This window comes from Klebsiella sp. JN_Kp127, from assembly GCF_040062505.1.
Classification (GTDB): domain Bacteria; phylum Pseudomonadota; class Gammaproteobacteria; order Enterobacterales; family Enterobacteriaceae; genus Klebsiella; species Klebsiella quasipneumoniae.
This window is the reverse complement of the sequence record NZ_JBEAHS010000045.1, coordinates 45,225-59,535: the sequence shown is the minus strand read 5'-3', so window position 1 is coordinate 59,535 and position 14,311 is coordinate 45,225. Positions and strand designations below refer to the sequence as shown.

The 14,311-nt window shown below is 56.3% G+C and carries 10 protein-coding genes, 1 pseudogene and 1 riboswitch; of the genes and pseudogenes, 6 read left to right on the top strand and 5 right to left on the bottom strand.

Annotation, left to right across the window (positions count from 1 at the left end; translation table 11 throughout):
• Positions 1 to 1,812 (bottom strand): adenine deaminase C-terminal domain-containing protein, encoded by a 1,812-nt coding sequence (locus ABLV04_RS17405; RefSeq protein WP_348815978.1) that lies wholly within the window; start codon positions 1,810 to 1,812, stop codon positions 1 to 3.
• A 120-nt stretch (positions 1,813 to 1,932) separates the two neighbouring features.
• Between ABLV04_RS17405 and ABLV04_RS17400 the strand changes: the two genes are divergently transcribed.
• Positions 1,933 to 2,847: a LysR family transcriptional regulator gene (locus ABLV04_RS17400; protein WP_023290413.1), complete on the top strand. Its 915-nt coding sequence runs from the start codon at positions 1,933 to 1,935 to the stop codon at positions 2,845 to 2,847.
• Here the strand turns inward: ABLV04_RS17400 and ABLV04_RS17395 are convergent.
• Complete coding sequence (locus tag ABLV04_RS17395) at positions 2,844 to 3,266, bottom strand: universal stress protein (RefSeq protein ID WP_023290412.1); 423 nt, start codon at positions 3,264 to 3,266, stop codon at positions 2,844 to 2,846. The genes ABLV04_RS17400 and ABLV04_RS17395 overlap by 4 nt on opposite strands.
• 140 nt (positions 3,267 to 3,406) lie before the next feature.
• Positions 3,407 to 5,383, bottom strand: a complete 1,977-nt coding sequence (locus ABLV04_RS17390; protein WP_348815985.1) for an alkyl sulfatase dimerization domain-containing protein — start codon at positions 5,381 to 5,383, stop codon at positions 3,407 to 3,409.
• A gap of 201 nt (positions 5,384 to 5,584) precedes the next feature.
• Here ABLV04_RS17390 and ABLV04_RS17385 point away from each other — a divergent pair, with 201 nt between their 5' ends.
• Positions 5,585 to 6,220: a helix-turn-helix domain-containing protein gene (locus tag ABLV04_RS17385; protein WP_087827396.1), complete on the top strand. Its 636-nt coding sequence runs from the start codon at positions 5,585 to 5,587 to the stop codon at positions 6,218 to 6,220.
• Between the two features lie 65 nt (positions 6,221 to 6,285).
• Here the strand turns inward: ABLV04_RS17385 and ABLV04_RS17380 are convergent, their stop codons facing one another.
• Entirely contained in the window at positions 6,286 to 8,262 is a 1,977-nt protein-coding gene (locus ABLV04_RS17380) for an alkyl sulfatase dimerization domain-containing protein (RefSeq protein ID WP_348815976.1), read from the bottom strand.
• Positions 8,263 to 8,428: 166 nt separating this feature from the next.
• Between ABLV04_RS17380 and ABLV04_RS17375 the strand changes: the two are divergent.
• Positions 8,429 to 9,192, top strand: a pseudogene (locus ABLV04_RS17375) (IS3 family transposase); the annotation flags it as partial.
• A gap of 208 nt (positions 9,193 to 9,400) precedes the next feature.
• Here ABLV04_RS17375 and ABLV04_RS17370 read toward each other — a convergent pair.
• Positions 9,401 to 10,336, bottom strand: a complete 936-nt coding sequence (locus ABLV04_RS17370; RefSeq protein WP_348815974.1) for an alginate lyase family protein — start codon at positions 10,334 to 10,336, stop codon at positions 9,401 to 9,403.
• Positions 10,337 to 11,357: 1,021 nt separating this feature from the next.
• Positions 11,358 to 11,455: riboswitch (TPP riboswitch) on the top strand.
• Between the two features lie 34 nt (positions 11,456 to 11,489).
• On the opposite strand from ABLV04_RS17370, the gene thiM reads away from it, so the two are divergent.
• From thiM to fbaB, 3 genes are all read left to right on the top strand, one after another.
• The gene (gene thiM / locus ABLV04_RS17365) at positions 11,490 to 12,263 is read left to right on the top strand and encodes a hydroxyethylthiazole kinase (protein WP_023290408.1); all 774 of its coding nucleotides are present in this window, start codon (positions 11,490 to 11,492) and stop codon (positions 12,261 to 12,263) included.
• Positions 12,260 to 13,060, top strand: a complete 801-nt coding sequence (gene thiD, locus ABLV04_RS17360) for a bifunctional hydroxymethylpyrimidine kinase/phosphomethylpyrimidine kinase (protein WP_009307429.1) — start codon at positions 12,260 to 12,262, stop codon at positions 13,058 to 13,060. Before thiM ends, thiD begins: the two co-directional genes overlap by 4 nt.
• Positions 13,061 to 13,207: 147 nt before the next feature.
• Entirely contained in the window at positions 13,208 to 14,260 is a 1,053-nt protein-coding gene (fbaB, locus tag ABLV04_RS17355; RefSeq protein WP_004201578.1) for a class I fructose-bisphosphate aldolase, read from the top strand.
• Positions 14,261 to 14,311: the final 51 nt, after the last annotated feature.

Genomic DNA, 14,311 nt, shown 5'->3' with positions numbered 1-14,311 from the left:
TCAGGCTCCCTGAGGATTATTGTTGTGAGGCGTTGGCGCCGGGGTTTCCCGGCAGGCTATCAACGGGTCGACTATCTGGCGCCTGCCGCCGTCGGTCAGACCCAAATCGGTTAAATGCGGCCCGGCGTTACAGGCAAGACAGGTGCCTTCAATGGCCTTAAAGACCCGGTACGGCGGCTCCCAGTCGGCGATTTTGCTGCTCAGATCGCGCAGCTCGCGGAACTGACGCGCCAGCTCTGCCGCCGGGAGATCCGACAGCATGCCGGCAATCGGCATCGCCACATGGGCGAGGATTTCGCCCCGTTGCGCCAGCGCCATCCCGCCGCCGGAGGCGATAAGCTGGTTGGCCGCCTGCGCCATATCCTCAGCATTGCGCCCGAGCACCACCAGATTGTGTGAATCGTGGGAATAGCTGGTGGCGATGGCGCCGCGCAGCTCGCCCCAGCCTTCAAGCAGGGCGATTTGCGGCGTCGCCTGATGGCGGCCGTGGCGGTGCTTGACCCAGATCAGGCTGAAGCCGGCGGGCAGCTGGACCTGGCCGTCGCGGATCTGCACTTCGACCTCACCCCACTGGGTGAAGCGCGCGCCGCGGATATGGCGCAGGCGGGCAACGCCGTGGCGAATGCCCTTGATGCGCAGGATAAAGTCATCGGCGGCGAGGGGGGCTATCTGCAAGGTATCGCGCGGCGGCGTCACGCCCGGCGCCGGGGCGATCGGCTTCAGCAGGCGGCCGGCATGGGCCAGCCGTTCCCCGCCAACGTAGACTTCGCGGGCCGCCAGTTTCTCCAGAGAATCAAACACCACCAGGTCGGCGCGTCGCCCGGCGGCAATCAGCCCGAGATCGTGGCGCTGCAGGCGAATAGCAGCGTTGAGGGTGGCGAAACGCAGCGCATCGACCGCCGGTAATCCATGCTCGATCAGCAGGTTGAGCAGGGCGATGATCCCGCCTTTCTCCAGCAGCATATCCGGCGGCACGTCGTCGGTGCAGACGGTGATCTGCGAAGAGAGGTGCGGCAGCGTTTTCAACGCCGCCACGATATCCGGCAGCAGGTAGGGGTGCGAGCCGCGGATCTCGATCGTCAGCCCGGCGCGCAGTTTTTCCAGCGCGTCGTCCGCCGAGGTCAGTTCATGATCGGAGGTGACGCCGGCGGCGAGGTAGGCCTGCAGGTCGGCGCCGCTCAGCCCGCGGGCGTGGCCTTCAATCAGTTTTCCGCTGTTGAGACCGGCCTGGACAATCTCCTGCATCCGCTCGCTGCCGTGCAGCACGCCGTGCATATCCATCACTTCCGCCACGCCGCGCACTTCCGGCCAGCCGAGCATGGTCTCCATTTCCGCGCCGGCGAAATCGGCGCCGGACATTTCGAGTCCGGGGGTGGAGGGCACGCTCGACGGCGCGGCGACCATCACCTGCAGCGGCAGGTGGCGGCTGGCGTCTACCGCGTAACGCACGCCCTCGACGCCGAGCACATTGGCCAGCTCATGCGGATCCCAGAACACCGCGGTGGTGCCCTGAGTGAGGACGATTTCGGCGTAGCGCTCGGGCGGCAGGTGGGAGCTTTCAAGGTGCACGTGGGTGTCCATCAGGCCGGGCGACAGGTAGCCGCCGGACAGGGAACGCACTTCATGGGCGTCGACGCGGCTGCCGCGCGGGTGGACGCTGGCGATCATCTCGCCGACGATACCGACGTCAGCCGGGCGGATTTCGCCCGTGGCCATATCGACGATCTGCGCATCGACCAGCAGCAGATCAAACGGGGATTCGCCGCGCGCGGCCTGCACGGCGCGACGGCGGACTTGAGCATTGCTGGACATAACCACTCCGGCACAAGGATAATGCGGATACTCTAGGGGCACAGCAAACGTTTGCCCAGATGAATAAATTTATCACCCGATAAGCTCGGGTTATTGTGCAGGACCACCGTAGCGAACCCGATGATGAACGAACCCTGGCAGCGGCTGCCCGCGCTCTCTCTTAAACAGCTTCAGTATTTCGTCACCCTGGCCCAGCTGCGCCATTTTACCGATACCGCCAGTCGGCTGGCGATTAGCCAGCCGGCGCTGAGCAGCGCTCTGCGGCAGATTGAAACGGTGCTCGGCGGCAAGCTGGTCAACCGCACCGCTTCGGCGGTCACCCTGACTGAACTGGGGGCGGCGATTTTACCCCACGCCCAGCGGATCCTCAGCGTGGCGCAGGCGGCCTTTTTCGATATGCAGCAGATCGTCGAGGCGGGCGGCGACGGGACGGTGCGCATCGGCCTGGTGCCGTCGGTCAGTTCGCTGCTGTTTCCGCTGCTGCCGCAGACCCTGGCCCAGGCCTTTCCCCGCCTGCGTATTGAATTTCACGATCAGACCAACGATGCGCTCATCCAGGCGCTGCTGCGCGGCGAGATTGATTTCGGCATCGGGGCGATCGACAGCTCACTGCCCGCAGAACTGCTGGTCTATCCGCTGCGCGACGATCCCTTCGTGGCGGTGCTGCACCGCGACGATCCGCTGGCCGCGCAGGCGCATCTGCCGTGGAAACAGCTGGTGGGGCGGGACATTGCCGTCTTCTCGAAGGGCAATATTCAGCGGCTGGTGGCGGCATTAGTGGAGAGCCATCGCCTGACGCTGACCACCCGCTACCAGGTGGACTATATCGAAACCCTGTATGGCCTGGTGCGCTCGCGCTTAGCGGTGGCGATACTGCCGGAGCTGTACACCACCCATCTGCAGGACCCGGCGCTCAAGGTCGCCCAGCTGCAGCAGCCGGCGTTGACCCGCACGGTGGCCCTGATGCGCGGGCCGCAGGCGCTGCCGCCGCTTATCGAAGCCTGTTTTTCCCTGCTGCAGGCCGCCTTGCGCTAGGGCAGGTGCTTGATCAGCACGTCTATGGTCAAGTGGTTGATGTACTCCAGCGAGTGTGAGGAGAGGACGCCCAGCAGCCGGTTATGGTGCCCGGCAATAATTAAATCGATCTGCCGCTGTCGAACGCAGGTTTCGACATCTTCAAAGCGGCGGGTGGTCACCAGCGAGAGGGTATCCACCGGCAGGGAGACGGTGCAGGCCAGCTCGTTGAGCAGGGCTTTGGCCTGGATCACCTCCTGCGAGACCTGATCGTCGCGCAGGCTGTCGGAAACATAGTTCAGCGCCCGGTAGTCGGTGCTGATGTGGGCGATAGTGATGCGCATGCCGTTCTCTTCCGCCATTCTGGCGGCATGCTCGAGCAGCGGGACGCCGTCCTGACTGCTGTTAATCAGTACCAGCGCATGGTGATAAAGCGCCATAAATACCTCCGCGCAAAAAAGTTGTCCTCAGCGTATTTTGAGCCGCGGGCGGGGGGATGGCAAACCCTCGGCGCGTTTGCCTGAAGATAAAGTTCCCCCGCGGCCTGACGGGCGGCGGGGGAGCGTGGGGCGCGTGGCGCTTATGGGGTGACGATGTTGAACCAGAAGGCAAAGGTGTCCATATAGCTCAGCATTTCGTCGAGCTTAGCGCCATTGCCGCGAATGTTAACCTCGCCGTTAGCCTGAGCTTGCTTCAGCGTCTCCTGTTTCAGGATGATCTTATTCAGGGTATCGCGGCTGAGCGAGATGCTGGCGTCTGCGTTGTCGGCTACCGCATTGGCGGTATGGTTAAGCACGCCGTTTTCCAGCTCCAGTTTGTACTTGCCGCCGTCTTTACCGAGGTCGATGTTAAAGACCGCTTTAGCCGCCCCGGCTTTTTCGCCGTTGATATGCACCCCGAGATAATCGAAGAACATTTCCGGCGTCATCGCCCGCACGGTATCCGGGCTGGCGGTGTTCGGCGTCGGCAGTTTCTGCACGCCGTTACGCAGTTCCTGAGCGCCGGTGAGGTAGAAGTTGCGCCAGGTCCCGGCTTCCGCCTGATACCCGAGCTGCTCCAGGGCGTCGGCTTCCAGATGACGCGCCTGCTGATTGTTCGGATCGGCGAAGACGATTTTGCTGGTCACCTGCGCCACCCAGCGGTAGTTCCCCTGCTGGTAGTCGGCTTTGGCTTTCTGCATGATGGCATCGGCGCCGCCCATATATTCCACGAACTTCTTCGCCGCCTGATCTGGCGGCAGCTCGTCGAGGGTGGCCGGGTTGCCGTCGAACCAGCCGAGGTAAAAGACGTAGGTCGCTTTCACATCGTGGCTGACGGAACCGTAGTAGCCGCGGCTGGACCACTGTTTCTCAAGGGACTCCGGCAGCTTGAAGTTGGCGGCGATCTCATCGCGGGTCATGCCCAAATTCGCCATCCGCAGAGTCTGGTCGTTGATATAGCGATACATATCGCGCTGACCTTTCATCAGCTTAACGATATTGTCGTTGCCCCAGGTCGGCCAGTGGTGCTGCGCGATAATCACTTCCGCATCGTTGCCCCAGCGGTCGATGGCGGCGTTGATGTATTTCGACCACGCCAGCGGATCGCGGATTTTGGCGCCGCGCAGCGAGTAGGTGTTGTGCAGGGTATGGGTGACATCCTCTGCCGCCTCGATCATTTTCTTCTCTTTGACATACCACAGCATCTCAGACGGCGCTTCCGAGCCCGGCGCCATCATAAAGTCATAGGTCAGGCCGTCAATCACTTCCTGCTGACCGGTATGGGTAATGTAGTTGGTCGGCGGGATCAGCGTGACGGTACCCGCCGAGGTGGTGGTGCCGAGACCGGCGCCAACCTGACCTTTGGCGTCCGGCTTCAGCAGATTGCCATACATATAGCTGGCGCGGCGGCTCATCGCGGTACCGGCCATGATATTTTCGGAAACCGCTTCTTTCATAAAGCCGTCCGGGGCGTAAATCTTCACTTTTCCGGCTTTGACATCGGCTTCATCCACCACCCCGCGGATACCGCCGTAGTGGTCCACATGGCTGTGGGTAAACAGCACCGCCACCACCGGTTTTTTCGGCCGGTGGGCAAAATAGAGCGCCAGAGCCTCTTTAGCCGGTTCGGCGCTTAGCAGCGGGTCGATGATGGTGATCCCGGTTTTGCCTTCAATAATGGTCATATTGGAAAGATCGAGATTACGGATCTGGTAAACGCCGTCGGTGACTTTGAACAGACCGCCGATATTAAGCAGCTGCGACTGTCGCCACAGGCTGGGATTGACGGTGTCCGGCGCCTTTTCGCCCTCTTTGACGAAATTATATTTGGCCGGATCCCAGATAATATTTCCCTGGTCACCTTTGAGCATCGCCGGCGGCAGGGGCGCGATAAATCCCTGATGGGCGTTGTTAAAGTCGGTTTTATCCGCAAACGGCAGTTTACGGTATAGCGCCTGGTTCGCCTCCCGCGTGGCCGGTGTGGCATCCTGTTGTTGCGCGGCGGCAAAGGCGGTTACCGACAAAGACGATAACATTCCGGCCAGCGCCAGATTTTTGGCTATCTGATTTAATTTCATCACTACCTCTCAGGTAATTTATTATGCGGAAATAAAAAATATCTCCCGCTTAAAAAGTGAATGGCTTGTCGTTTATTCTAAAGACTAATATTCCGCTGAATAGTCCCATATGGGACTGGCGCGGCGCCGCTAAAGGATCTCCTCGTCTTTAGCCGGCGAGGACTGCTATACTGTCGCTAACGGCGCAGGCGAGGGCAGAGAATGAATTTCCAGGAAATACATAGTTATTATAAGACGTTAGCCATAGCCGACTTTTTTGCCGATATCCTCGTGGAAGGTGAAGAGGTTATTCTCGCCGCCAATAAAAAATGGTGCCCGCAACCGGGGTATATTTATTTTTGCACCGAGGGTTCGCTATCCATATTAATGCCGGATGATGGGTTGAATATCGGTAATACTATTGAGCATATGCCGATTGGCCTGATGGAGCGGTATTGCCCGCTGGCGAAATTTGAATATACCGGAAGCGCAACCGTGACGCTGCGTAAAATTTCCTACGCCACTTTTGATCGCCTTTTTATTGCTACCCACCCGCAGCGCGTTGAGGCGCTGGCGAAGGTGTTGGTGTTCATGAGTATCTTTACCATCGACCTGCACAATGAACGTCGCCAGGTCACCAGCTACCAGACGATTCGTCCGATGCTGTATCGCTATTTGTATCGGCAGCATACGCATGAGGGTGAAAACGAGGGGCTGGCGTTATTTATCATCCGGCGTACGAATCTTTCGCGCACTCATGTGTTTCGCGTGCTGGCGGACTTAAAGGCGGGGGGATATATCACGATGAAACGTGGCAAACTGATCTCTATCGATCGACCGCTGCCTGCGGAGTACTGACCGGGCAGGAGAGGGTAACAAGGCGGGATCACCGCCTTGATACCAGGATAGCCGTCAGCGAATCATTACGGCGTCACGATGTTAAACCAGAAGTCAAACGGGTCCATATAGCCCAACATTTCATCGAGTTTAGCCCCGTTACCGCTGATTTTAACTTCCCCCTTATCTTCCGCCTGCTTCAGGGTCTCTTCTTTGAGAATGATTTTATTCAGGGTAGCGCGATCCAGCGTCAGGGTGGCATCCGCCTCATTGGCTTGCGCATTGGCGGTGTGGTTCAGCACGCCGTTTTCCAGTTCCAGTTTATATTTACCGCCGTCATTGCCCAGATCGATATTGAAGACCGACTTCGCATTGCCCGCTTTTTCGCCATTGATATGGACCGCCAGATAATCAAAGAACATTTCCGGGGTCATGGCGCGGACGGTGTCCGGGCTGGCGGTGTTCGGGGTCGGACCTTTCACCACGCCGTTGCGCAGTTCCTGGGCGCCGGTAAGGTAGAAATTACGCCACGGGCCGGACTCCGCCTGATAGCCTAATTGCTCCAGGGCATCGGCTTCCAGATGACGCGCCTGCTGGTTGTTAGGGTCGGCGAAGACGACTTTGCTCACCACCTGGGCAACCCAGCGGTAGTTACCCTGGTCGTAATCCTCTTTCGCTTTCTTCAGGATGGCATCCGCGCCGCCCATGTACTCGACGAACTTCTTCGCCGCTTCTTCCGGCGGCAGTTCGTCAAGGGTGGCCGGGTTGCCGTCGAACCAGCCGAGATACAGCACGTAGGTGGCCTTCACATCGTGGCTGACCGAGCCGTAGTAGCCGCGGTTAGCCCAGGTATTGGCGAGGCCGTCCGGCAGCTTAAAGTTAGCGGCGATTTCATCGCGGGTCAGGCCTTCGTTAGCCATCCGCAGGGTCTGGTCGTTGATGTAACGATACAGGTCACGCTGACTCTTCAGCAGGTTAACCACGTTCTCGTTGCCCCAGGTCGGCCAGTGGTGCTGGGCCATTATGATCTCAGCCTTATCGCCCCAGCGAACGATCGCCTGGTTGATATATTTCGACCACGGCAGCGGCTCACGGATCTTCGCCCCGCGCAGCGAGTAGGTGTTATGCAGGGTGTGGGTGACATCCTCTGCGGATTCGATCAATTTCTTCTCTTCGATATACCACAGCATTTCTGACGGCGCTTCGGAGCCTGGCGCCAGCATGAAGTCATAGGTCAGGCCGTCGATCACCTCTTTCTGGCCATCCTTATCAATGATGTTGGTTGGCGCAATCAGGGTGACGGTGCCTGCCGAGGTGGTAGTCCCGAGGCCCGCGCCCACCTGGCCTTTAGCGTCCGGCTTCAGCAGGTTGCCGTACATATAGCTGGCGCGGCGGCTCATGACGTTCCCGGCCATGATATTTTCCGCCACCGCCGCTTCCATAAAGCCGGACGGCGCGTAGATTTTTACTTTACCCGCTTTGACGTCGGCTTCATCCACCACGCCGCGCACGCCGCCGTAGTGGTCAACGTGGCTGTGGGTGTAGATCACCGCGACGACCGGTTTTTTACCCCGGTTTTTATAGTAGAGATCCATGCCGACTTTGGCGGTTTCAGCTGAGACCAGCGGGTCTACGACGGTGACCCCCTCTTTGCCCTCAATGATTGTCATATTGGAGAGATCGAGGTTGCGGATCTGGTAGACCCCGTCGGTGACTTCAAACAGGCCGCTGATGTTGATCAGCTGCGACTGACGCCACAGGCTCGGGTTTACGGTTTCTGGCGCTTTTTCCCCTTCTTTAATGAAGGCGTACTGGCCCGGATCCCAGATGACATTGCCCTGTTCGCCTTTGATGACCTCTGGCGGCAGGGCGGCAATAAAGCCTTTATGCGCATTGGTGAAATCGGTGTTATCGGAGAAGGGGAGTTGGTTGTAGAGGGCATCGTTCGCTTTTTTGGTCGCTTCGGTTGCCTCTTTGGCTGACGTATCTGCCCAGGCGGCGAAAGCGAGACTACTTAACATGCCCGCTAACGCTAACCCTTTCACTATCGGGGTTAATTTCATTGCAATCCTCATTTATTGCATGGTTCGTTCGGTTTTACCGATTTAACGCAGGTGACTGTTTGTTACAGATTTTTTAAATATAACCACACATTTACATTCATCCAGTTTTGCTTGCAAAAAACACATTTTTAATCAGAAATTACGCCTTTTGTATTAGCTGGCGAACGGGGGAAAGCTGAGGCAGAGCAGAATGGTCGAGCACTGGCAGAGCCGGCCGGATGATCGGGCGATAACCCTGCGTATCAGGGAAATAGCGGAAAGCCGGATCCGCTACGGTTGCCCGCGTATTCATATTCAGCTGCGGCGGGAAGGCTGGCCTGTTCACCACAAGAAAACACACCGGATTTACTGTCTGGAAGGCCTCAACCTGCGCAAAAAGCGCCCCCGCAGGCATGTCAGTGCAGCACATCGTCAGCAACGTCCGGTCCTGACCGGTGTCGATCAGTGCTGGAGTGTGGATTTCGTGTCGGATAACCTGTTTAACGGACGATGTTTCCGGGCACTGACTGTAGTGGATAATTTTAGTCGGGAGTGTGTGGCGTTCCATGCCGGAAAGTCGCTGAAAGGTGAGGATGTGGTCGGTGTGATGGAAAGGTTGCGGGGGTTGGGCAAGCGCCTGCCTGTACGTATTCAGACAGATAACGGCAGCGAGTTTATTTCGAAAAGTCTGGATAATGGGTGTATGAGCACGGTGTCACAATGGACTTCTCCCGCCCCGGAAAACCAACGGATAACCCGTTTATTGAATCATTTAACGGCAGTCTGCGGGATGAATGCCTGAACATTCACTGGTTCCTGTCGCTGGAAGATGCGCAGGACAAACTCGACAACTGGCGCAGGGAATATAATCATGAGAGAACGCATTCATCATTAAATGACATGACTCCGGCTGAATTCATCCGAAGTCTCCGGAAAGACGAAGCTCTCTGATTTAGCACTGCACTGAATTTTGGACAGGATTACAGGGAAAGACGAGAAACTTTGATTTCCCACTGCATTGCTTTTGGGCCATTGCCACGGGTTATCAAATGTTGATGTGACAATCTATTTAACTAAATGAGACTTAGTCCTGTGAAAAGATGCATTCTTAACCAGAATGCATCATATTATAAATTAGATGACTATGAATGAAATGAAATTAATTGCACCAATCCATAATTAAAGGAGGTTTAGCGAGGAGCTTCAAAGCTAGTGGTTCATATGATGCATTGAATGCAGATGCTAACCAGTAAACTGATTTAGCTTCCTCAGGCCGAAATATACCATTGAAATTTTTTAGACCGCGCTGTTTTCTTATGGCGTCAAGTTTTATTTTTGAATTTATAAATTCATTATGTGTTTTTTCTCCTGTGACATAGGGGGTCAGCCAATTTACTCCTTTTTCAAGTGATGCATTATTTGGGGCAATCCAATGATACCAATCTTCACCGCGTGACATTGCGGCAAGTGCAGCCTGTAGTAGTGGTTGGAGGTCGTATACAACATAGTGAATAGCATCTCGTTGTTTGAAGTCAACAACTTCCCCCTCACTATTCATGTTTTCTTCAATTTGCTTTTGAAATAATCTTCTTGATTCGTTAAAAAGGTGATCGTTATCTGTTGCAACAGCTATTAATGTAATGAGTTTAATTCTGTGGCTTTGCCAGTTACTATACCAAGATATTCCTTTTGGTGCATTATTAATTCGAGTTATGTATCCATTTGCCCAATTATATAAATATTTGTTTATATCGCTGCGCTCTTGGGGGGATAGATTTGACTTAATAATTGCGTACGTTTGAATTAATTGATCGAAAACAGTTTCATTAATGGGGTGATATTCCGGCTCATAAGTTTTAATCCAAGCTAGAAGATATTCTTTTGATGCTTCAAGCCACACATTTCCCATTCCATTTTTCCATGCGATAGCACTTACTAACATTAGGCGCAGATCTTTTTCCGACTTAATGCTTTGAATATAAATATCTTGCCCAGCTAACATGCTTTCCGTATGAACCTGCTGCATCGGTGATGGGGGACGAAGATTGCCTGTATCATCTTTAATTCTTGACATTGGAGGCTTGACGTATTTCATGTCTACATTGATGGCACATGTCATCCGTGCTGATACGGATGATTGGCATACTGCTAGGATTGAGGCAATGGCTAGGAGAGTAGTAGCTATTTTTCGCATAATTCTGATTGACCTATTGATAGTTAGTTTAATTCCCGTTGGATCCTGGAGGAAGCAATGTCATGCCATTACTCACAATTGATCCAAATTATAAGCCATTTGATATAGGATCGAGAAAATTATGAATTCATAACTCCCTTGAGCTAGCTTTAAGTTAAAGTATAGAAAATGTAAATAACTAACATTGTAACGAAAAGAATCAAAACATAACACATTGATTTTATTGTTTTTTAATATTCATCCTGTGTAGTATAAACCGTTAGTTGAGAAATGTCGCTTTTTAGTACCTATGGACTCAAAACAAGAGGTGTTCCTAATCCTTGGTCACGAGTTGAATCATTTATATGAACCATTAGTAAACAAGAAACAGACTGGATGAGGTTTAGAAGAGTTTGGAGGACCATCGCACAACTTGTATGCTGGTACTATGTATTTCTGCTATCTGGCCTTTTGTCGTTGCTATAACTTCCGCTTTTGGACCTTTGAGCATGCTTTTAACACAGAACTGCTTACGTTAACCTTACAGAGAACATGGTTTATAAAAATTTACTAAAGTAATTGCCTTTTTCGCTCCAAAAAATAAATAACCTTTCAAATTTAGTCACTTAGGAACCGAAAGCTCCTTATATCAACAGCAGAGAATAACATCGCAAATCAGCAACTTATAGTGTGGTCCCTTGTCATAAGCCCGCCTTCCCCTTCATTAGGGATGCTGACTTTTTTCTAGTTGGTTAAAATCTTTATGTCGATATATTTCTCTTGCTGTTAGTTGTTACATAACTAAATTTGTGGCGTATACCTAACGAAAGACTAGTGCTCGCTGATCAGGTTCACTTTCATTGTAAGGACTCTATAGCCTGTAAGGCAGGCTTGCCTCAATGGGCAACTTCCCCTAAGCTGCCAAAAAGTAAGTTAATTCTTACTAAATGACTCGGGGTGCCCTTCTTCGTTGAAGGCTGAGAAATACCCGTACCACCTGATCTGGATAATGCCAGCGTAGGGAAGTCAGAGACCGCAGGGTCATTGCTTCTACCTCGTCTGGCGGGAGCAAACCATGCCTGAGCTGTTGAATCCCGCGCCTGTCGCGCACCTGCGCCATCTGCTGCGCGCCCATTCCCCCCTTGTGCACTGCATGACCAATGACGTGGTGCAGACCTTTACCGCCAATGTTCTGCTGGCCGTCGGCGCCTCGCCGGCGATGGTGATCGATCCCCGCGAAGCGGCGCAGTTCGCCGCCATCGCCGATGCGCTGTTAATCAACGTCGGCACCCTGACCGAAGATCGCGCAGTGGCCATGCGTGCCGCAGTGGAGCAGGCCCGCCAGGCCGGCAAGCCCTGGACGCTGGATCCGGTGGCGGTCGGCGCCCTGACCGTGCGCACGGCCTTTTGTCACGCGCTGCTGGCCTTCCAGCCGGCGGCCATTCGCGGGAATGCCTCCGAAATTCTGGCGCTGGCCGGGATGAGCGCCGGCGGGCGCGGGGTGGATACCACCGATACGGCCGCCGCGGCGCTGCCGGCGGCCCAGGCGCTGGCTCGTCAGTTGACCACCGTCGTGGCGGTCACCGGTGAGGTGGATTACGTCACCGACGGCGAGCGGGTGCTCAGCGTGGCGGGCGGCAGTGCGCTGATGACCCGGGTGGTGGGCACCGGCTGCGCGCTGTCGGCGGTGGTGGCGGCGAGCGCGGCGCTGCCGGGAGACCGGCTGGAAAACGTGGCCGCCGCCTGCGGGCTCATGAAGCAGGCCGGGGAAATCGCTGCCCGTCACGGGGGGCCCGGGAGCTTTGTTCCGGCGTTTCTTGACGCGCTGTATCAGGAGGTGCGCGCATGAAACGCATCAATGCTCTGACCATCGCCGGCACCGATCCCAGCGGCGGGGCCGGTATCCAGGCCGATCTGAAAACCTTCTCCGCGCTGGGGGCCTACGGCTGCTCGGCGATCACCGCCCTGGTGGCGCAGAACACCCGCGGCGTGCAGTCGGTCTATCGTATTGAACCGGACTTTGTGGCGGCGCAGCTCGATTCGGTGTTCAGCGATGTGCGCATCGATACCACCAAAATCGGCATGCTGGCGGAAACCGATATTGTGGAAGCCGTGGCCGAGCGGCTGGCGCGCTACCGGGTGGCCAACGTGGTGCTGGATACCGTCATGCTGGCGAAAAGCGGCGATCCGCTGCTGTCGGCCTCGGCGGTGGAGACCCTGCGTCAACGATTGTTGCCGCAGGTGTCGCTGATCACCCCGAACCTGCCGGAAGCGGCCGCCCTGCTTGATGCACCCCATGCGCGCAACGAGCGCGAAATGCTGGAGCAGGGGCGGGCGCTGCTGGCGCTGGGCTGCGGCGCGGTATTGATGAAGGGCGGCCATCTCGACGATGCCGAGAGCCCGGACTGGCTCTTTACCCGCGAAGGGGAACAGCGATTTACCGCGCCGCGAGTACAGACCAAAAACACGCACGGCACCGGCTGCACGCTCTCGGCGGCGCTGGCGGCGCTGCGTCCGCGTCACGCCGACTGGGCGGCCACCGTTACCGAGGCCAAGGCCTGGCTGTCGGCGGCCCTGGCGCAGGCCGACTCCCTGGAGGTGGGCCACGGCATCGGGCCGGTGCACCATTTCCATGCCTGGTGGTAAATGGCAGCGTAACGGGACAGCAGAATCTCCTGAAAAAATGCCCTCCCGGCTGGAAAATAGGCTAAGTCGGTACCAGGCTTAACCTGCCCAAAATAATTGGGTTGGGATAATGCATGCCGGCTCCGGCCGGCCTTACGGGAGATTGCTATGACTGATATTACGCAGTTGCTGGGCAAAGATGCCGAGAGCCTTTTGCAGCACCGTTGTATAACCATTCCGGCCGACCAGCTGTATCTGCCTGGCGCAGATTATGTTGATCGGGTGATGGTGGATAACAACCGGCCGCCGGCGGTGCTACGCAATATGCAAACCCTGTACAACACCGGACGACTGGGGGGGACCGGCTACCTGTCCATTCTGCCGGTCGACCAGGGCGTGGAGCACTCGGCGGGGGCCTCCTTCGCCGCCAACCCGCTGTACTTTGACCCGAAGAATATCGTCGAGCTGGCGATCGAAGCCGGCTGTAACTGTGTGGCGTCGACCTACGGCGTGCTGGCCTCGGTGTCGCGCCGTTACGCGCATCGCATTCCTTTCCTGGTGAAGCTCAACCATAACGAAACGCTGAGCTACCCCACCGAGTACGACCAGACCCTCTACGCCAGCGTTGAGCAGGCGTTCAATATGGGGGCGGTGGCCGTGGGCGCGACGATCTATTTCGGCTCGGAACAATCGCGTCGTCAGATAGAAGAGATCTCTGCGGCCTTTGAGCGGGCCCATGAGCTGGGCCTGGTCACCGTGCTGTGGGCCTATCTGCGCAATTCGGCATTCAAGAAAGACGGTGTCGACTACCATGTTTCCGCTGACCTGACCGGTCAGGCCAACCACCTGGCGGCCACCATCGGCGCCGATATCGTCAAGCAAAAGATGGCGGAGAATAACGGCGGCTACAAAGCGGTTAACTTCGGCTATACCGATGACCGGGTGTACAGCAAACTGACCAGCGATAACCCCATCGATCTGGTGCGCTACCAGCTGGCCAACTGCTACATGGGCCGCGCCGGGCTGATTAACTCCGGCGGCGCGGCGGGCGGGGAGACCGACCTTGCCGACGCGGTGCGCACGGCGGTGATCAATAAACGCGCCGGCGGCATGGGGCTGATCCTTGGCCGCAAAGCGTTTAAGAAATCGATGGCCGACGGCGTGAAGCTGATCAATGCCGTGCAGGATGTCTATCTGGACGGCAAAGTGACTATCGCCTAAGGCGAAAATCCGGGCGTCACCGCCCGGATTGCTCGTTGTTCATAGCAGATG

Coding starts and splice junctions, on each gene's coding strand:
- ABLV04_RS17405 (WP_348815978.1), bottom strand. CDS start 1,812: ATGTCCAGCAATGCTCAAGTCCGCCGTCGCGCCGTGCAGGCCGCGCGC.
- ABLV04_RS17400 (WP_023290413.1), top strand. CDS start 1,933: ATGATGAACGAACCCTGGCAGCGGCTGCCCGCGCTCTCTCTTAAACAG.
- ABLV04_RS17395 (WP_023290412.1), bottom strand. CDS start 3,266: ATGGCGCTTTATCACCATGCGCTGGTACTGATTAACAGCAGTCAGGAC.
- ABLV04_RS17390 (WP_348815985.1), bottom strand. CDS start 5,383: ATGAAATTAAATCAGATAGCCAAAAATCTGGCGCTGGCCGGAATGTTA.
- ABLV04_RS17385 (WP_087827396.1), top strand. CDS start 5,585: ATGAATTTCCAGGAAATACATAGTTATTATAAGACGTTAGCCATAGCC.
- ABLV04_RS17380 (WP_348815976.1), bottom strand. CDS start 8,262: ATGAAATTAACCCCGATAGTGAAAGGGTTAGCGTTAGCGGGCATGTTA.
- ABLV04_RS17370 (WP_348815974.1), bottom strand. CDS start 10,336: ATGAAATACGTCAAGCCTCCAATGTCAAGAATTAAAGATGATACAGGC.
- thiM (WP_023290408.1), top strand. CDS start 11,490: ATGCCTGAGCTGTTGAATCCCGCGCCTGTCGCGCACCTGCGCCATCTG.
- thiD (WP_009307429.1), top strand. CDS start 12,260: ATGAAACGCATCAATGCTCTGACCATCGCCGGCACCGATCCCAGCGGC.
- fbaB (WP_004201578.1), top strand. CDS start 13,208: ATGACTGATATTACGCAGTTGCTGGGCAAAGATGCCGAGAGCCTTTTG.